Origin of the sequence: Paraburkholderia sp. CNPSo 3274 (assembly GCF_024206475.1) — a bacterium.
Classification (GTDB): domain Bacteria; phylum Pseudomonadota; class Gammaproteobacteria; order Burkholderiales; family Burkholderiaceae; genus Paraburkholderia.
The window spans coordinates 18,194-37,054 of sequence record NZ_JAMBPR010000003.1; the positions used below are offsets into that span (position 1 = coordinate 18,194).

Annotated in this window: 13 protein-coding genes; 4 read left to right on the forward strand and 9 right to left on the reverse strand. The window is 67.6% G+C overall.

Annotated elements, in window-relative coordinates; genetic code table 11:
* The first annotated feature begins 384 nt into the window (after positions 1 to 384).
* Positions 385 to 1,533: a branched-chain amino acid ABC transporter substrate-binding protein gene (locus M3I54_RS02380; protein WP_254332737.1), complete on the forward strand. Its 1,149-nt coding sequence runs from the start codon at positions 385 to 387 to the stop codon at positions 1,531 to 1,533.
* Between the two features lie 80 nt (positions 1,534 to 1,613).
* Here the strand turns inward: M3I54_RS02380 and M3I54_RS02385 are convergent, their stop codons facing one another.
* The 5 genes from M3I54_RS02385 to mdlC all read right to left on the reverse strand — a co-directional run bounded on the left by M3I54_RS02385 (position 1,614) and on the right by mdlC (position 8,498).
* The gene (locus tag M3I54_RS02385) at positions 1,614 to 2,750 is read right to left on the reverse strand and encodes a porin (protein ID WP_254332739.1); all 1,137 of its coding nucleotides are present in this window, start codon (positions 2,748 to 2,750) and stop codon (positions 1,614 to 1,616) included.
* A 210-nt stretch (positions 2,751 to 2,960) separates the two neighbouring features.
* Positions 2,961 to 4,346: an MFS transporter gene (locus tag M3I54_RS02390; protein ID WP_254332740.1), complete on the reverse strand. Its 1,386-nt coding sequence runs from the start codon at positions 4,344 to 4,346 to the stop codon at positions 2,961 to 2,963.
* Between the two features lie 74 nt (positions 4,347 to 4,420).
* A complete protein-coding gene (locus tag M3I54_RS02395) occupies positions 4,421 to 5,344 on the reverse strand; it encodes a ketopantoate reductase family protein (RefSeq protein WP_254332741.1) in 924 nt (307 codons plus the stop codon).
* A gap of 9 nt (positions 5,345 to 5,353) precedes the next feature.
* Positions 5,354 to 6,805, reverse strand: coding sequence for an aldehyde dehydrogenase (locus M3I54_RS02400; protein WP_254332742.1), 1,452 nt, complete (start codon positions 6,803 to 6,805; stop codon positions 5,354 to 5,356).
* A gap of 49 nt (positions 6,806 to 6,854) precedes the next feature.
* Positions 6,855 to 8,498 carry a benzoylformate decarboxylase gene (gene mdlC, locus M3I54_RS02405; RefSeq protein ID WP_254332743.1) on the reverse strand — a complete coding sequence of 548 codons (1,644 nt, stop codon included), beginning with the start codon at positions 8,496 to 8,498 and terminating at the stop codon, positions 6,855 to 6,857.
* A 107-nt stretch (positions 8,499 to 8,605) separates the two neighbouring features.
* On the opposite strand from mdlC, the gene M3I54_RS02410 reads away from it, so the two are divergent.
* Positions 8,606 to 9,514, forward strand: a complete 909-nt coding sequence (locus M3I54_RS02410) for a LysR family transcriptional regulator (RefSeq protein WP_254332744.1) — start codon at positions 8,606 to 8,608, stop codon at positions 9,512 to 9,514.
* Between the two features lie 9 nt (positions 9,515 to 9,523).
* Here the strand turns inward: M3I54_RS02410 and M3I54_RS02415 are convergent, their stop codons facing one another.
* From M3I54_RS02415 to M3I54_RS02430, 4 genes are read right to left on the reverse strand one after another with little or no spacing between them, the layout of a single operon-like run.
* Positions 9,524 to 11,509, reverse strand: a complete 1,986-nt coding sequence (locus tag M3I54_RS02415) for a cation-translocating P-type ATPase (RefSeq protein WP_254332747.1) — start codon at positions 11,507 to 11,509, stop codon at positions 9,524 to 9,526.
* On the reverse strand, positions 11,506 to 12,540 hold the full coding sequence (gene hflK / locus M3I54_RS02420) for a protease modulator HflK (protein WP_254332749.1): 1,035 nt from the start codon (positions 12,538 to 12,540) through the stop codon (positions 11,506 to 11,508). The genes M3I54_RS02415 and hflK overlap by 4 nt, the downstream gene beginning before the upstream one ends.
* On the reverse strand, positions 12,537 to 13,613 hold the full coding sequence (gene hflC, locus M3I54_RS02425) for a protease modulator HflC (RefSeq protein WP_254332751.1): 1,077 nt from the start codon (positions 13,611 to 13,613) through the stop codon (positions 12,537 to 12,539). Before hflC ends, hflK begins: the two co-directional genes overlap by 4 nt.
* Before the next feature lie 36 nt (positions 13,614 to 13,649).
* The gene (locus M3I54_RS02430) at positions 13,650 to 15,536 is read right to left on the reverse strand and encodes an SPFH domain-containing protein (protein ID WP_254332753.1); all 1,887 of its coding nucleotides are present in this window, start codon (positions 15,534 to 15,536) and stop codon (positions 13,650 to 13,652) included.
* A gap of 279 nt (positions 15,537 to 15,815) precedes the next feature.
* On the opposite strand from M3I54_RS02430, the gene M3I54_RS02435 reads away from it, so the two are divergent.
* Together M3I54_RS02435 and M3I54_RS02440 are read left to right on the forward strand one after the other, a co-directional pair.
* Positions 15,816 to 17,225: a GGDEF domain-containing protein gene (locus tag M3I54_RS02435; RefSeq protein WP_254332755.1), complete on the forward strand. Its 1,410-nt coding sequence runs from the start codon at positions 15,816 to 15,818 to the stop codon at positions 17,223 to 17,225.
* Positions 17,226 to 17,530: 305 nt separating this feature from the next.
* Complete coding sequence (locus M3I54_RS02440) at positions 17,531 to 18,856, forward strand: MFS transporter (RefSeq protein ID WP_254333010.1); 1,326 nt, start codon at positions 17,531 to 17,533, stop codon at positions 18,854 to 18,856.
* Positions 18,857 to 18,861 lie beyond the last annotated feature (5 nt).

The following is an 18,861-nucleotide window of genomic DNA, read 5'->3' on the forward strand; positions in this document are numbered from 1 at the left end:
CGTGATGGCGGGACTTTACCGGAGCCGGCGCGCATGACAATTACATTTCTATTACGCCTTATTTCGCGCCGGCAGGCGTGTTTGTCCTGATTGCCTCGATTTAGCCGGCTGTGCAGAAATGCGCATGGAAACCGTCGTGAATGGCCAAGACGAAGCGATATTGGCTTCCTATAGTCGCTCTCAGTGTTTCGCCCCGGCGTTGTTCATGCGGAGCGGTTCGATCGATACCACGCCTATTCTGGAGGAGCCCAACACGCAGTCGACGCGAACAAGAGAGTCGTGAACCGGCCGCCGCCCCGACCGCGCGAAGCGGGCAACTCGGGCGAGCCCGGCCGGTATGCACGCCACAGCAGTGAACCCATGCTTGCCGACAAAGGAAACAACATGCGTTTTGCGAAGACTCTTACCCCTATCGCAGTTGCCGTTGGAGCACTTCTTGCCGTTGCACCGCTCGCCTCGCGCGCGGATACCGTCGTTAAAATCGGTTTTGCCGCGCCGCTCACCGGACCGAACGCCAATTACGGCAAAGACCTGGAAGACGGCGTCAAAATGGCCCTCGACGACGCCAAGGCGCAAGGCGTCAAAATCAACGGTCAGCCCGTCTCGTTCGAACTCGTCGCCGAAGACGATCAGGCCGACCCGCGCGTGGGCGTGCAGGTCGCGCAAAAACTCGTGGACGAAGGCGTTTCGGTCGTCGTCGGCCACTTCAACTCGGGCACGACCATTCCCGCTTCCGAGCTGTACGAAAAGGCGGGCCTGCCCGACATCGATCCGGCCGCCACGAACCCGGTCATCAGCGGCCGCGGCTTCAAGAACATCTTCATGGTGATCTCGAGCGACGCGCAAAACGCGGGCACTGCGGGCGCCTACGCGGTCACGACGACGAAGGCCAGGCGCATCGCCGTCATCGACGACCGCACGGCGTTCGGCCAGGGCGAAGCCGACGAATTCGTGAAGGCCGTCAAGGCGCACGGCGGCGAGATCGTCGACCGCGAGTACACGACGAACCAGGCGACGGACTTCAAGACCCAACTCACGAACATCAAGAGCAAGAATCCCGATCTGATTTTCGTGGGCGCCCTCAATCCGCAGGCGGCCGGCATCATGAAGCAGATGGCCCAACTCGGCATCAAGGCGCAGTACGTGGGCGGCGGCGGCGTGAAGGATGTGGACTTCGTCAAGCTCGCGGGCGACGTTTCCGAAGGCGCCATGGCGTGGGAGTACGGCCGGCCGCTCGACAGCACGCCGGTCGGCGCGAAGTTCGCCGACCGCTTCAAGCAGAAGTACGGCGTGGACGTGCTCTCGTACGCGCCGTTCGGCTACGACGCGGCGTGGGCCGCCATCAAGGCGATGCAGGCCGCCAATTCGACCAAGCCCGACGACTATCGCGCGAAGATGCAAAGCATCGCCTTCGACGGCATTACCGGCCATATCGAGTACAACGCGAACGGCTCGCTCAAGAACGGTTCGTCCACGGTCTATCAGGTGAAGAACGGCCAGTGGGTGACGCTCAAGACGGTAAGCGGTCTCTGATCGCCCACGCGGACCTCGCCTCTTTCAGGCGAGGTCCGCGTGCAAAGCGAGGGGTTGCGCTGCCACTGGCGGCCGCATCCCTAGAAGCTATGCCGGATACCCGCCATGATCCCCAGTTGCCCCGCCCCCGGTGCGGGCGTCGTGCCGCCGCCGCCCTGGCTCACCGTGTAGGCCGCCTTCGCGCTGTTCCACAAATACGCGCCCTGCAGATAAACGGCTGATCGCTTGGAAAGCTGATACGTGCTGCGCAGCGCCGCTATCGTGCCGCGCGTGTCGTGGTCGCTATTGACGATGTGGTACACGCCGCCATCGACGATAAAGGCCGCCGTCACTGGATACTGCGCCGTGAGATAGAACTGGTCCGTATGCACGTTGGGCGTTTCAGCCGAAACCGTGTCGACGCGCCTGCCCAGCCAGCCGCCGCCAATGCGCAGCGCGCCGATATGGCCGTAGCCGTTGAGCTGGATGCGCACGTCGGTGTCGCCCGGATTCGTCAGCGCGAAGGTCGGCGTGCCGTCGTACAGGTTCGCCGCCGCGCCTGGGCCGCCGTGCTGTTCGTCCCACGCCGCGGCGACGCCGTAGCCATTGCGGTCGTAGCGCAGCATCGCCGACCATTCGCGGCAAGACTGTGCGCTGCCCGGCACCGGCCCCGCGCAGGTGCCCTGGCCCGGCGAATTGCCGGTGCCAGCCGAATCGCGCCCGAATGACCACGTCGCGCCGAGTGTGAAGCCGCCGTAGCTGCCCTTGTAGACGACCGTGTTGTCGCTGCGCGAGCTCGGGAGGTACTGGTCGAACGAGGCCGTGCCGCCGTAGATATCCGGTCCGAGCAAGTCGGCGTCGGCGATCGCCCAGAACGTCATGGTGTACTGACGCCCGAACGTCAGGCTGCCATAGGGACTGCTCATGCCCACCCACGCCTGGCGCCCGAACAGCCGGCCGCCCTGGTTCAAGGTGCCGCCGCGCATGTTGAAGCCGCTCTCCAGCGCGAAAATCGTGGACCACCCTCCGCCCAGCCCCTCGCTGCCGCGCACGCCCCAGCGCGAGGGCATTTCGCCGGTAATGCCGGGCATGCGCACCACGCTGTCGCCCGCCGCGTTCGCGTGCGAGACGTATTCGATGCCGGTATCGACGATGCCGTAAAGCGTGACGCTGCTCTGCGCGAACGCCGACGCGCTGAGGCCCGCGCAAGCCAGCCCTGCTGCGATCCGAAGTTTCATGATCTCCGTGTTCTCCTGGTGTTCCGGTCTCGCGGACTCGCCGCCAGCCGGCCGTTGTTTTCGATTTGACGCGTAAAAGGGCAGTACGCAGCCACGCCGCCTTGTTACGCGTGGCTTTTTTAGGACTCTTGATTGAACGAACTGGCCGACCAGACGCGATGGCGCGGGGCCGCGCCATCGTCCAGTCTCAGGAATGGGTCAAATCCGGCGCTATCCCGCGCGCCTGGGGATATGACGGCCGACCACGGCTAGCGCGATCAGCACCAGCGCCATGGCTGCGCCGAGCATCGTCAGATAGCCCGCCGCGCCGCCTGCGGTAATCACCACCGCTCCGGCAAACGCGCTCAGGATCGCGCCCCCACGGCCAAACGCGAGCGCCGAGGCCGTGCCCGTCGCGCGCACGCCCGTTGGGTAGACGTAGGCACACAGCGCGTACATGGTCGATTGCACCGCGTTGACGAACAGGCCGTGCAGGCCGAGACCCGCAATGAGCAAGCCCGTGTGCTGGGTCGCGCCCACGCCGAGCATCACCCAGGCGCTCGCCGCGCCGCCCGCGCAGCACAGCAGGAGCGGCCCGCGCGAGCCGAAGCGCGCAATGGCGAGCGCGCACAGCAACGCGCCGATCACGCCGCCCAGGTTGTACGCGCTCAGTCCGTAACCGGCGAGCGAGACGCTCAGACCTTCGCTCGTCAGCATGGCGGGCAGCCAGCTGAACGCGCTGTACACGGCGAGCAGGCACATGAAGAACGCCCACCAGATCGCCACGGTGTCGCGCGCGCGGCCGTCGCGAAAGAGCGCCGTGAAGCCCACGTGCTTTTCGGCGCTTTGCTCGCGCGCGTCGGTGAACACCGCGTCCGGGGCAACCTCGCGTGCCATGCGGCCGAGCAGGCGCACGAGTTCGGGCCAGCGCTTCGGCCGGCGCGCGAGAAAGCGCGGCGACTCGGGCAGCGCCACGAGCAGCACGAGGGCGAGCACGAGGGGCAGCACGCCGCCCGCGAAAAAGAGCCCGCGCCAGCCGTACACCGGCAGCACTTGCGCCGCGAAAATGCCCGCCAGCATGCCGCCGAGCGGCACGCACACGATGGTTGCCGTCACCGCGAACGTGCGAAAGCGCGCGGGCGTGAATTCGGCTGTCATCGTCGTCGAACTCGGCAGCGCGCCGCCAATGCCAAAGCCGGCAATGAAGCGCAGCGCAGCGATGGCCGCCACGTTCGGCGCGAGGCCGATCGCGCAGGTCGCAGTGCCGAACACCAGCACGCTGCCCACCACGGCCCAGCGGCGTCCGAAGCGGTCCGCGAACAGGCCGGCGAATGCGCTGCCGAAGCCCATGCCGATCAGCCCCGCCGCCACGACGGGTGCGAACGCATTGCGCGTGATGCCCCACTCCTTGATCAGCACCGGAATCGCGAAGCCGATCAACTGGCTGTCGAAGCCATCGACGACGATCGACAAGGCCGCCAGCACCACGGCGATTTTCTGCAGCGTGGAATACGTGCCGTCGTCGAGCGTGCGGCCGATATCGACCGTGCCGCCGGCGATGGCGGCGCTCTCGTGCGGCGTCGCTCCCGAGGCGGGGGCGGGCGTGGCATAAGTCATGAGTTGTCTCCTTTGCTGCGCTGTGAACGCGCAGTCATTCGTTTGTCATGGTGTCGCGACGCTTATTGCCTATTTCATACGGATTCCTTTGCATCGACGAGACGCACGAGATGCAGCAGCGCTGCCGTATTCGGCACGGCGATAGCACGTATGCGCGCGGCCTCGACGACCGCGCCGTTGATGGCCTCGATCTCGGTCTTGCGGCGAGCGAGCACGTCCTGAAGCATCGAAGGCCGATGCGCGCGGTGATGCGCGAGCGCATGCCGCACGTTGTCGGCCACATGCGCCTCGTTCACGGCCACGCCGTGCGCGTGCGCCACCGCCGCGACTTCCGCGACGATCTTTAGCGCGAGCGTTTCGCCGTCCGGCACGTTCGTGAGTTCGCCGACGGTGCAGCCCGTCACCGCGCACAGGCTGTTGAGCGCCGCGTTGAACGCGACCTTCTCCCAGATCGCAGCCCAGACATCGGCGTCCGCGCTGCAGGCGAGGCCGGCGTCGTTGAGCGCTTCGACCGTGCGGGAAAGCATCGGCGAATTCGCGCCGTCCGCGCTCATCAAGCGGATCACGCCCTGGCCGTGCGAACTCACACGGCCAGGGCCGTTCTTGTCGGCAGGCCAGGTCGTCACGCCTATCATCACGCGAGCCGGGTCGGCGAACTGCGCGAGACGCTCGGCGTTGCCGAGACCGTTCTGCAGCGAAAGCAACGCGGTTTGCGGCCCGAGCACGGCGTGCGCCGCGCCGAGCGCCGCGTGCGTGTGCAGCGTCTTGGTGAAGACGATCAACAGATCGGCTGGCGTGATCGCCGCCTCCGGCCGCAACGCTTCGAGATTCGAGACGACGCGCTCACCCGCATCGGTCGTGAGCCGCAGACCGGCTTCGTTGATCGCGAGCAAGTGAGCTTCATCGACGTCGAGCAGCGTGACGCGATGGCCCGCAACGGCGAGCAGGCCGCCGAACAGCGAGCCCATCGCGCCCGCGCCGAGTATGACGATATGCATGGCGCGCCCTTAGAACGGGTAGTGGCGCGGCGCTGTCTGCAGCGTGATCCAGCGCAGTTCGGTGAATTCGGCAATCCCCGCCTTGCCGCCAAAGCGCCCGAAGCCGCTCTCCTTCACGCCGCCGAACGGCATCTGCGCTTCGTCGTGCACGGTCGGCCCGTTGATGTGGCAGATGCCCGATTCGATGCGCTGCGCGACGCGCCACGCACGCGCCGTATCGCGGCTGAACACCGCCGACGAAAGCCCGTACGCGTTGTCGTTCGCGCAGGCAATCGCGGCGTCCTCGCCACGCATTCGCACGATGCCCTTCACGGGGCCGAACGATTCGTCGTGGTAGATGCGCATCTCAGGCGTGACGTGGTCGAGCAGCGTGGCGGGCATGAGCGTGCTGTCGGCGTTGCCGCCGCATACGAGCGTCGCGCCCTTGGCGAGTGCGTCGTCGATTAGCGCGTTGCAGCGCTCCACGGTGCTCATGTCCACCACCGAGCCGAGCACGACCGGGCCCTTGCGCGGATCGCCCAGGGGCAGCGCGCGGGCGCGCTCGCCGAGACGCGCGACGAAGGCGTCGGCGACGCTTTCGTCGACGATGATGCGCTCCGTCGACATGCAGATCTGCCCGGAATTGGCGAACGCGCCGAACGCGGCCGCGTGCGCTGCCGCTTCGATATCGGCGTCGTCGAGCACGACGAGCGGCGCCTTGCCGCCCAGTTCGAGCACCGATGGCTTCAGATAGCGCGCACAGGTTTCGGCGATGATGCGGCCCACGCGCGTGGAGCCCGTGAAGTTCACGCGGCGCACCCTCGGGTGCGCGATCATGGCTTCGACCACGCGCGCCGCGTCGGCGGGCGCATTCGTCACGAAGTTGACGGTGCCGCGCGGCAGGCCCGCCTCCTGCATCGCCGCGACGATGAGACCGTGCGTGGCCGGGCAGATCTCCGAACCCTTGAGCACGACGGTATTGCCGCATGCGAGCGGCAGCGCAATGGCGCGCACCGCGAGGATCACGGGCGCATTCCACGGCGCGAGGCCGAGCACGACGCCGGCCGGCTGGCGCACGCCCATGGCGAGGCTGCCGGGCACGTCGGAGGGAATCAGCTCGCCGCCGATCTGCGTGGTGAGCGCGGCGGCCTCGATCAGGCCCGCCGCCGCGAGATGCACGTTGAAGCCCGCCCAGATGCCCGACGCGCCGGTTTCCGCGGCCATCGCAGCGGCGAACGCTTCGGCTTTGGCTTCGAGCGCATGCGCGGCCCGGGTCAGCAGCGCACGCCGCTCGCTCGGGCCCATGGCTGACCACACCGGAAATGCGGCGGCGGCGGCATCGACGGCGGCCACGGCATCTTCCACCGTAGCCGCGGGCGCGCGGCTCGCCACCGTGCCGTCGAGCGGATTGCGGCGCTCGAACGTCGCCCCGTTGCGTGCCTGCACCGCTTCTCCGTCGATCAGCATCGATACGGTTTGCATGTCCTTTTTCCTCGCTTTATGTGAAATCGATGGGTTGCGCGCGCACCGTTCAGGCGACGAGCATCTCGACCAGCATCGGGCCCTGCCCGGCCAGCGCGCGGCCAAGCGCATCGCGCAACTGCCCCGCCTCGCTCACGCGCACGCCGGGGCAACCCATGCCCGCGGCTAGCGTGACGAAATCGAGCCCCGGCAGGTCGGTGCCCTGCACGGGGTCGGTCGACGCGAAACCGAACACCGGCGCGAAGTCCTGCAACGCGGCGTAGCGCGTGTTGTTCAGGATGACGAAGGTAATCGGCAGCTCGAGCTGCACCGCGCTCCAGATCGCCTGGATCGAGTACATGCTGGAGCCGTCGCCGATCAGCGCGATCACGCGCTCGCCGGGCTTGGCGAGCGCCACGCCCACGGCGGCGGGCATGCCGTAGCCCAAGCCGCCGCTGTCCATCGTGAGGAAGGTGCCGGGGCGCTCGTAGGGCAGATACGTCTGCATCACCGGGCGCGAGCTGGGTGCTTCCTCGACGACGGTCGTGCCTGCGTCGCGCACTTCGGCGAGCGTCTGCAGCGTGTAGGCGACCGACATGCGCTCGCCCGGCACGGTCGGTGGCGTGGCGCGCGGCGGCACGGCGCGCGGCGCGGGCATCGCACGCTCTACGGCCGGCGTGGGCCGCTCCAGCAGATCTAGCACGCCCAGCTTCACATTGCCCACTGCGGCCATGCCCTCGGGCGTCCACGCGGCGGTGTTCGGGTCGTCGATCAACTGGCACAGCGCGGCGCCCGGCGGCACGTGCGGCCCGTGGCCCTCCACGTGATAAGTAAAAGCCGGCGCGCCGATCGCGAACACGAGATCGTGACCGCCGAGCAGCTCGACGATGCGCTCGCGCATGGCGGGAAGAAAGCCCGCGAACAGCGGATGCTTTTCCGGAAAGCTGCAACGGCCCGTCATGGGGGCGACGAACACGCGCGCACGATGGCGCTCCGCGAGCCGGACCACCTCGTCTGCCGCGCCCGCGCGATCCACCGCGCCGCCCACCACGAAGGCGGGGCGCGCGCACGCATCGAGCGCTGCGCCGATGTTCGCCAGCATCGCGGGCTCGGGGCGCGTGGTGTGCGCGAGCGCGCGCTCGGGCACGCGTTCGGCGGGCTGGTCCCAGTCGTCCACGGGAATCGAAACGAATACCGGGCCGCGCGGCTCCTGCATGGCGATCGCATAAGCGCGTGCAATCGCGAGCGGCACGTCCTGCGCGCGTGCCGGCTCGATGCTCCACTTCACATAGGGCTTGGGCAGCTCGGTGGCCTGGGTGGCCGCGAGAAACGGGTCGAACGGCAAGATCGAGCGCGCCTGCTGGCCCGCAGTGACGACAAGCGGCGTGCGGTTGCGAAACGCCGTGAAGATGTTGCCCATGGCGTTGCCCACGCCCGCCGCCGAGTGCAGGTTCACGAGCGCCGCGTTGCCGGTGGCCTGCGCATAGCCGTCGGCCATGCCGACCACGACCGCTTCCTGCAGGCCGAGCACGTAGCGGAAGTCGGTGGGAAAGTCCCGGAACATCGGCAGCTCAGTCGAGCCGGGGTTCGCGAAGACCGAGGTCATGCCCACGCGGCGTGCGAAGTCGATGACCGCGTCGCGCACGGTATAGGCACCGCCGGGCGGCGTGGTGTCCTGCTTCAGTTGGTTCTGCTGAGGCGTGCTGCCAGTCATCCAAGGCCTCCTGTCGAAAAAAGCGCGTCGTTCAATGGAGGATCATTATCGCGACGCTACGGGTAACCGAAAATTGCGGATTTCGCGAAAAGGCATTACCTTTGGGCATGACTTACAACCTCCAGCAACTCCAGGCGTTCGCGACCATCGTGTCCGCGGGCAGTCTCGGGCGCGCGGCGGAAACGCTGCACGTGACCCAGCCCGCGCTTTCGCGCGCGATCCGCCGCCTCGAGGAGCAAGTGGGCGCGCCGCTTTTCGAGCGGCATTCGCGCGGTATGCACCTCACCGCTGTGGGTGAGGCGCTCCTGCCGCACGCCATCCTGCTGCAGCGCGAAGCGGAGCAGGCGCGCGAGGAAATCGACGCCATGCGCGGCCTCGCGCGCGGCACGATCCGCGTGGGCGCGGTGGGCAGCATTGCGAGCCTCGTGTTGCCGCTCGCCGTGAGCGGCGTGCTGCGGCGCTGGCCGGGGCTGCGCGTCGAGATTCTCGAAGGCGTGTGGGACCGGCTCGCCGATGCGCTCGTCAAACGCGAGATCGATCTCGCGCTCAGCATGGCCGTGCCCGATACCGACGAAATTGCGGCCATTGGCGATTGCCGCTGGGAAGATTGCAGCTACGTGGTGGCGGCGCACGATCATCCGTTGCGCGCGAAGCCCGATCTCACGCTCGCGGACACCTTGAACGAGCAATGGGCAATTCCGCCGCGCGGCACGGCGCCGTTCGAGCACATGGAGCAGGCCTTCGCTGCGCAAGGGCTGGGCCTGCCAAACGTGGTGGTGCAAACGCGCTCGATCACGGCGCTCAAGAGTCTCGTGGCGCGCTCGGGGTTCCTGAGCTGGATGGCATCGACGATGTACCTCACGGAAAGCAAGGCGGGTGTGTTCGATACGTTGGACATGCCGGGGGTAGAGGGCCGGCGCATGCTCACCGCGTTTCGCCGGCGGCACGGCATTCTGCCGAGCCCGGCGGTTAAGCTGCTGGAGCAGTTGCGCACGTTGACGGCGGTGCCGCACTAACGCCGTTCGTCATTCGTCACGCAAGAGACGCCCCGCGTTCGCGATCACCACGAACGTGCCCACGTTGTGCAGCACCGCGCTCGCCACGGCGCTCAACACGCCTAGCGCCGCCAGCGTGATGACGGCCACCGTCCACCCGAGCCCGATCGCCGCATTCCCCGTCGCGATGCGCCGGCAGCGCCGCCCGAGGCGCACGCTGTCCGGCACGCGGCGCAGGTCGTCGGCGAGCAGCACGATATCGGCGGCGGCCACGGCGATATCGATGCCGCGCTCGCCCATCGCCACGCTAGTTGCGCCGGCCTTGATCGCGAGCACGTCGTTCAGGCCGTCGCCGACCACCATCGGGCGATGCCCCGCGCCGATCTCGCCTAGCACATAGTCGAGCTTGTCGTGCGGCAGCGCATGCGCCACCACGGTGTCGATACCCACTTCGGCCGCCACGCGGCGCGCCACGCGCTCGCGGTCGCCCGTGAGCAGCGTCGCACGCTCGATGCCGAGCGCACGCAGCCCGTCCAACGCTTCGCGCGCTTCCGGGCGCACCGTGTCGGCAAAACCGAACCATGCGAGCAGCCTGCCATTGAGCGCGATGCCTGCGCACGGGCCTTCCAGCTCCGCGGGCGTGGGCGGCAGCACGCTCACGTATTGTTCGAGCAGGTCATGGCGGCCCAGCACGGCGTCGCCTTCCGGCATCGTCGCGAGCACGCCAAGTCCGCGCAGTTCGCGCGCGTGCGGGGGCGGCCCGGTTTGCGGCGTTCCCGGCGCGCCGTAGCGCAACAGCGCGCGACACACCGGATGCGCGCTGACCTGGGCGAGCTGCACGGCCAGCGCCAGCGTGCTGGCTTCGTCCGCGTCCGGCTGCAGCGCCACCGTCGTCACGCGCAACTCGCCGTGCGTGAGCGTGCCCGTCTTGTCGATCACGAGCGTATCGATTTCGGCCAGCACGTCGATAAAGGCAGCATTCCTGAACAAGATCCCGCGCCGCGCGCCCGCCGCAATGCCGGCGATCGCGGTGGAAGGCGCCGCTAGCACGAGCGCGCATGGGCACGCGGCGACGATCACCGCCAGCATGGCCGAAGCGTTCGCGCTCACGAACCACACGATCGCCGCGATCAGCAGCACGAGCGCGAGATAGGCGTCCATATAGCGTTCGAGCGCCTGCGTGATGGGCGGCTTCGCGGCCTCGGCGCGCTGCATCAACTCGACGACCTTGCCCAGCGTCGAGGCCTCGCCGACGTGCGTGATCTCCACGCGCAACGGGCCGTCCAGATTCATCGCGCCGCCGAATACGCGTGCGCCCTCGCGCGCGTCCTGCGGCAACGATTCGCCCGTGATCGGCCCGTTGTCGATGGCCGAGCGGCCGTGCCGCACGATACCGTCCGCGGGCACGCGCGAGCCAGGCAGCACATCGACGACGTCGCCGGGGCGCAGCGCGTCATAGGGCACGGTCTCGATCGCGCCCGCGGCACTCACACGCCGCACGTCGCCGGCAGTGAGGCGGCCCAGCGCGCGGATCGCTTCCTGCGAGCCGAGCACACTGCGCTCTTCGAGCGCGTGGCCGAAGGTCATCACGATGGGCAAGAGCGCGGCCGTCGTCATGTCGCCCACGGCCCACGCGCCCAGCATGGCGAGCGCGATGAGGCGGTCGGTCACGCCGTGCAGACTCGGCGTCTTGAGGCTGCGCCACGCGCCCGCGAACACGGGCGGCGCGACCACGAGCGAGGCCGCCGCAGCCAGCACTTGTGCAAGCGTGGCGTTGCCGGGCGCCAGATGCGGCCACGCGAGCGAGAGCAGCAGCAACGCGCCCGCGAAAAGCGCGAGCAACGTGTGGCGCGTGATGGCGCGGCGCTCGGCGTTCGACATGACGAGCGTGGCGACGGATGGCCCTCCGTGACCTTCGTGCCCTTCGTGCGCGCGGCCGTGTGCGTGCGCGGATTTGGCTTCATGAGCGGCGCCGGGCGCGCGATGACTCGTCGGCGTTTCGTAGGGCGTGGTCATGGCGCGCGCCCCGGCAGCACGAGGCTCGATGCGTCGTTGGGGTCGAGCGTCGTCACGTGGGCAGCGTGCGCAAGTACCGCCTGCACGCGGTCGCGATACGCGCGCGCAAGCAGCCCCGGATCGTGGTTCGCGCCGAGTGCCGCTTCGAGCTGCGCGATCGTCGAGGTTTCCGACTGCGCCGTCGCCACGCGCTCCGCAGCGCTGGCTTGCGCGTCCTGCACGATGCGGTCGGCGCTTTGCTGCGCGTGCTGCCGCGTCTTTTCCGCAAGCGTGCGCGCCTGCGCGACATCGCGCTCGGCGTTCTGCAGCGAAGTCAGCACCGCGTTGAACGCATCGACGGCCAAGGCCGGAAACGACGCTTGCAGATCCATGCGCGAGACCTCGATGCCGAGCCCCGCATGCGCGGCAGTCAGCGCGTCGAGCTGACGCTGGACCGCGCGCGCGAGATCGCCGCGCAATTGCTCGCGGCGCGCCGCCATTTGCTGATCGGCGGCCACCATCTCCGGGCGCGCGACGAGGATCGAATCGAGGTCGCGTTGCGCGGCAGTTTGCGCGACCGCGGCTGAGACAATGCGCTCGAGCGCGGCGTCAAGATGCTCGAGCTGCAACGCATACGCGTAAGGGTCGCTCACACGGTAGAACAACGTGGCGCTCACCTGCACGACGCCGTTGTCGCCCGTGAGCACGTAGCCGGAACCCGCGAGCGCGTCGCTTGCATCGCTCAATTGCGCCGGCGCACCCGGATCGCGCGTGAGCGAGACGATGCGCCGTTCGAGCACACGCTCGCTGCCCGGTACGAGCAGCACCGTTTCGAACGGACGCGGCAACGCGACGAGCAGCCCCGCGCCCTGGCTGCGCACGTAGGCGCCAAAGCGCATCACGACGGCGCTACTGTCCGCGGGAATGCGGCGCACGTTCGACGTGGCCCACGCGAGCGCGGCCAGCACGGCCAGCGCCGCCACGAACCAGAACGACAGACGCACCGCCTGTGCGCCGGGCCCGAGCGCCGGGAAGTTGTCGCTCGTGCTCATGGCGTGTGCCCGCGTACGCGCGCGGTGGTTGCGGGCGCAACGACCGAGCCCGACGGCGCCGTGGCCGCACCGAGCCCAGGCGGCCCCTGCACCAGCGCGCGGAACGGCGCGGCGTCGGTGCGCAAGATCAGGTTCGTGTTGCTATTGACGACCGTACCGAGCGTGTCGAGCGAGCGCAGCATCGTATAGAGCTGCGGATCGGCGGCGTAGCTCTTGCCGTAGATCGCCGCTGCATCCTTGCGCGATTGCGCTTCGATATCGGCGGCTTTCACGTTGGCGTCGGCGATCAGCACGCGCGCGTCGCGATCGGCGTCCGAGCGGATCTGCGCCGCTTCGCGCAGGCCTTCGGCCGTGCGCTGCGCGGCCACGGTCTCGCGCTCGGCGCGCATGCGATCGACCGTCGCCGCCAGCGTCATGGCGGGCAGCGTGAGGCGTTCGAGCCCGACCTGGACAACGTGCACGCCATAGGCCGCATACACCTGCGCATCGACCTGGCGGCGCAGCGCCTCTTCGAATGCAGCGATGCGAACCTGCGACGGATCGGTATTCACGAGCGACGCGAGATCGAAGCCGGCAGATGTAGTCTGCAAGGCCGAGCCGACCAGCGAGCGAATCTGGCGCGCGGCTTCGTCGGGTTCGTTGCGCACCGCGCGCACGAAGCGGCCAATGTCGTTTGAGTTGGCGGGCACGCGCCAGGCCACATAGGCCTGCACGATGATGCGCAAACCATCGCGCGTGCCGACGTCCTGCAGGCCGCTCGAGGTCGTGTGCAGCCGCAGATCCACCGGCACCGCGGCCTCGATGGGCGCGGGCAGGCGCCACGCGAGACCGGGCCGCAGCAGCACGCGCACGGGGTCGCCAAAGCGCGTGACGACGGTGGCCTCGCCCTCGCGCACCTGCACGACGCTCGCCACGATGAGCGCGACGATCACGCAGAACAGTGCGAACGCCACACGCAACGCAAAACGCCGGGGATTCACGCGCGCGAATCCACCTGAGCCGCCTGCGCCGCCTGCGCCGTGGTCATGATGATGATGAGAATGCGCATCGCCGTGCGTATGCAAAAGGCTCACGTTCGAATCACCTTGCTCTGTCTATGGGGTAACGGGCTACCACGCCTTTTTCATGCCTGCCGCCGTGGCCGGGCTCAACGTGCGCAGGTCGATCGTCGCGCGGCTGCCACTCGCGAGCCGGTCGTCGATCACGGTCACGCTCGCGTTCTTCAGCCCTTTTTGCAGGCTGTGCAGGTAATACTCGAAGCCGAATGCCGGGCCGCCGAGCTGCTGCGCGATCACATCGGCGTCGAAGCCGATCTGCTGGGCGCGCGCGGCAGCAAGCGTGTCCGCCGCGTTCGCGCTGCCCTGCGCGATGATCTCGATCGCCTGCTGCTGCGCTTGCCCGAGCGCCGCCGCCGCAAAGCCGTGCGCCTGCACCACACTGGCCTGCGCGCGAATTTGCGCGGCCTGCACGCCGTGATACGCGGCGGCCGCGCCCGCGGGCGGATGCACGCTCTCGATCACTACGGCCACGACCTCGATGCCGCTCGCGAGCCGGTCCAGCTCGTGCTGCACGGCGCCGCGCAACGCGCCGGCCATGGCCGTTTGCGGCGTGTCGAGCAGCGACGGCAGCGTGCGCGACGCGAGGTAACGCACGACCTCGCGGTTCGCGATCGAGCGCACCGTGTCGTCCATATCGACAGCGCGATAGAGCGAGGCGCGCGCCGCCGCGTCCGTGAGGCCGACGCGATAGTCGAGCCGCACGTCCGCGCTCACGATCTGGAACGCCTGCTGAGCGCCGCTCGTGCCCGCTATCACCTGAGTCGTCTCCCAGGGGTGCGCCACGTCCCAAAGGCGATTCAATTGCGCGGGTGTGTCGCCATCTGCGGAAACGGGAGGCGCGGCGCGGCTGCTGTCGTTCGCGCTGCCGGAGACGATCAGTTGATGAACCGCGCCGTTGTCGATCACGCGCGCGCGACCGAAGGGCCAGGGCAGGCCCGCATGCAGGCCCGGCTGCCACACGGCGGCAGGTGCGCCAAAGCGCTCGTACACGGCGCGCTGATCGGGGCCGAGGATCGTCACGCCGCCGAGCAGCCAGCCTGCCGCCACCATGGCCACCAGCGCGCCTGGCAGGAGGCGAGCGAAACTTTGGAGCGCCCAGTTCTGCCGCAGATCGATGCCATAGCGCATACGCAATTGGGCATTGAACGCGGCGACCGGACGTGCCTGCACGCTCAGCACGCCCGCGATGGTGCTATGCAGGAAGCGGCCCTCGTCGGGCTTTCCCAACGCAGCGAGCAGTGCACGCAGGCCGAGTTCGACGGCAATCGCGCCAGAAAGCAGGGCGACGATACGCACGAGCCACGTAAGCGGCTCGCCCGCATAAGCCGACGCCGCTACCGAAGCCGCCATACTCAACGCAGCGACGAGCACCGCACGCAACAGCCCGGCGAGCGCGGCGGATTCGCGCGATTGCGCGCCACGCTGCGCATGAAAGCGCTCGGCCACGAGCGCAGCAAAAGCGATGACGAGCGTAGCGGCGCCCGCTACGAGAAAAGGCGCAGATTCACGTTGCGAAACCGTTGGCGCGAAGGCGGGAGACGTCCACGCAGAGGCGGCGAACGCCAGCGAAACGAGTGCGGCGAGCGGCGCGATCCAAACTTGCCACGGAAGCGACTGCAGCAGGCCGCGCATGTCGGCGGCCTCCGAATTGCGCTGGAACGCGAGGCGCAAGAGGCGCAGCAAAGTCTTCGAGACTGGTTCGCCGGCCGGCGCGCGCGCCGCCAACAGCCGCGTGCCGAAGACGACGATGAAGAGATTGAGGCACGCGCTCGACATGACGGCGCACATGCGCGCGTCGAACGGCAGAGCGGCAACGAAAGCCAGCGCGCCGAACACGCAAGCCAACCCCAACGCGGACCAGCCAAGCCGCGTCTGGCCCCCACGACCGCCGAGCCAGCCATATCCTTCGCGGTGGTCGCGCGCTACGCGATGCATCATCAGCAATCCTTACATACAAATTACACGAAACAGGCCCGCTCGACATACCCTCGGATACGACCACCGATCGCGCGACGCTGAAATTCGCGCGCCCAATGTAACGCGCTCAAAACCGAAACTCAATATAACTGGGCGCGCGCATCCGTGCCCCACTATTTAGCCGATTCGGAGCACAATACCTTCAGTCAAATTTGTCTGCTTTCCGGACGCGAGCGGCCCCTCACGCTGTCACGCCACGATCACAATTCTCGAGCTGCGCATCAACCCCAAAGTCATCATATGGACGGCTTGCTGATCGGACCGGCATCACGCAGGCAGGCGCTCTTCGCCAGCGTATGCGCATTTGCGATCCTCCTCACGCTCGCGCTCGCGGCGCCGCGTGCGCGCGACGCTTTGCCTGGCATCGCCCCGTTCATGCCGATGTGCGCGCTCACGGTGTTCACCACGTCGAGCATCGCGGCGTTCCTGCTGGGCGCGCGTTTCGCGGCTACGCGCGTGGCCATGCTCGCCGCGCTGGGCGGCGCCTACGCGTTCACGGCCATTACCGTCGCGCTGCAGCTGTTGATGTTTCCTGGCGTGTTCGCGCGCACGGGGCTGTTCGGCGCGCTCCCGTATAGCGCCGCATGGATGTGGGTGTTCTGGCACGCAGGCTTTCCCGCGCTCGTCATCGTGGCCGAACTGGTGAGAAAGCGCCTGCCCGCCCCGCCGTTCGCCCGCGAACGTCTCGACGCGCGCGGCTGGCTGCTGATCGCCGGCCCGGCGGCAGTCGCCGCCCTGCTGGGCGTGCTCGTCACGCACGTCGATCTCGCATCGCCGTTCCACGACGTTGCGAACGCTGCGCCGTCGCCTGGTCCTTCGCCGACGTCGGCCATCGCGAACAATCTCGCGGGCCTCGTGATTTGCGCGCTCAACCTGATCGCCATCGCGCTCGTGCTGCTCAAGGGACGGCTGCGCCTCGTGCTCGATTTGTGGATCGTGGTGGCGCTGCTCGCCTCGCTCGTCGACGCCGCGCTCAATACGCTCAGCATCGAGCGCTTCACCGTGGGCTGGTATGTCGCGCGCGTGTTCAGCATGTTCGCGCCTGGCGTGCTCGTGTGCGTGCTGGTGTGGGAAGTGACGGCGCTCTATCGCCAGCTCGCCGAAGAACACGCCACGCTGATCCGCGCCTCCGCGCGCGATGCGCTCACGCGCATCTACAACCGCAGCTATTTCGACGAGCAGTTCCACCAGGCCTTCGAGCGCGCCGCGCGCAGCGGCCAACCGCTCTCGCTCGTGATGCTCGATGTCGATCACTTCAAGCACTACAACGACGCTTTCGGCCATCTGCACGGCGACGCCTGCCTCGGCGCCGTAGCGGGTGCGCTCGCAGTCACGCTTGCGAGCACGCTGCACCCGCCACGCGGTTTCGTCGCGCGCTACGGCGGCGAAGAATTCGCGCTCGTCCTGCCCGATACCGGCGCGGATGAAGCCGCGGCGCTCGCCGAACGCGCACGCGCCGCCGTCGAGCAGCTCGGCATTCCCTCTCCCGCAGCAGGCGGCCTCGTCACGGTGAGCGCGGGCTGCGCCACCCGCGACGCGATCGTTGCCTCGTCCCCCAATGCGCTGATCGAAGCCGCCGATGCCGCGTTGTATGCGGCCAAACACGCTGGCCGCAACCGCGTGAGCCACGCGGGCGCGAGCATCGCATAAAGCGTGGCCGATTCGTCGCTTCTTGCGTTGGCATAGGGGGCATTGCGAAACGCGGTATTGCCATAAGCGCAACGCATTTGGGTTTCAACCAGGTGCTTCCACGTCGCGGCATCAATAAAGTGCGTGCTATGGCCTGTTTCGGCATTTGCATACGTCGCGCGCAACCCATGCAAATACACCGATCCATGCACATTTTGTCCCCACACGCTTTCAAAATGTAATGAGGAATCGGGATGTCCATTGAAAAATCGGCGGAAATTGCCGCCCGCTTCGACCGGCTGCCGCCGTCGCGCACCGTCTGGTCGATGGTGATTCTGCTGTCGCTCGGCGGCGTATTCGAGTTTTACGACCTCTTCTTCACGGGCTATGTCGCGCCCGGAATGGTGCATTCGGGTCTTTTCACACCGGAATCGCTCGGCTTCTTTTCCGCACTCGGGCCGCTCAAGGTGGCCGGCTTCGGCACCTTCGTATTCTCGACCTTCGCCGGGCTGTGGGTCGGCGCGCTCGCATTCGGCCAGGTCGCCGACCGGTTCGGTCGTCGCATCATCTTCACGTGGTCGCTGATCTGGTACATCGTCTGCACGGCGATCATGGCGTTTCAGACGAGCGGCCAGGCGCTCAATATCTGGCGCTTCATCGCCGGTATCGGCATTGGCATCGAACTCGTGACCATCGACACGTACATTTCCGAGCTGATCCCAAGCGGCGAGCGCGGCCGGGCCTATGCGGTCAACCAGTTCATCACGTTCAGCGTGGTGCCCGTGGTCGCGTTTCTCGCCTATATCCTCAAGGACTCCCATCCTATTGGCCTCGACTACTGGCGCGTGGTGATCCTGATCGGTTCGGTAGGCGCAGTGGTGGTGTGGTTCCTGCGCCGCAGTATTCCCGAAAGCCCGCGCTGGCTTGCGCGCAATGGCCGCGAGGACGAAGCGGAACGCATCGTTGCCGACATCGAGCGGCGCGTCACCGCCGAAACGGGCACGCCTTTGCCGCCGCTCGGAGCGATCTCGCTTGAAAAGGCCGGACGCGGCTCGCTTGGCGAAGTGCTGCGTGCGCCGTATTTGCGGCGCACGGTGATTCTGTCGATTTTCAACATGGCGCAGGTGATCGGCTTTTACGGCTTCGCCGCATGGGTGCCGACGTTGCTGATCGCCCGTGGCGTCCACATCACGCAAAGTCTTGCGTACGCCTTTGTGATTGCCATCGCCAATCCGTTCGGGCCGCTGATTGGCGTGTGGTTCGCCGACAAGCTGGAGCGCAAGACGCAGATCGTCGGCGGCCTCCTCATGATGGCGGTGGTGATTACGCTATTCGCGCAAGCCACGCAGCCGTGGGTCCTGATCGTGCTGGGCGTGCTCTTCACGCTCGCTTCTAACGTGATGTCCTACGCCTATCACGGTTATCAGGCCGAGCTTTACCCTACGCGTATCCGCGCTCGCGCCGTCGGCTTCGTGTACTCGTGGAGCCGCATTGCCGCTGCGTTCGCGGGGCTCGCCATCGGCATCCTGCTTCATCATTACGGTGTGCCTGGCGTAGCGGTGTTCATTGGCGCCTCGATGATCGTGGGCATCGTGATGATTCTGCTTGGGCCGGTTACGCGAGGGCTCTCGCTCGAAGCGATCAGCCATTGAGTCAG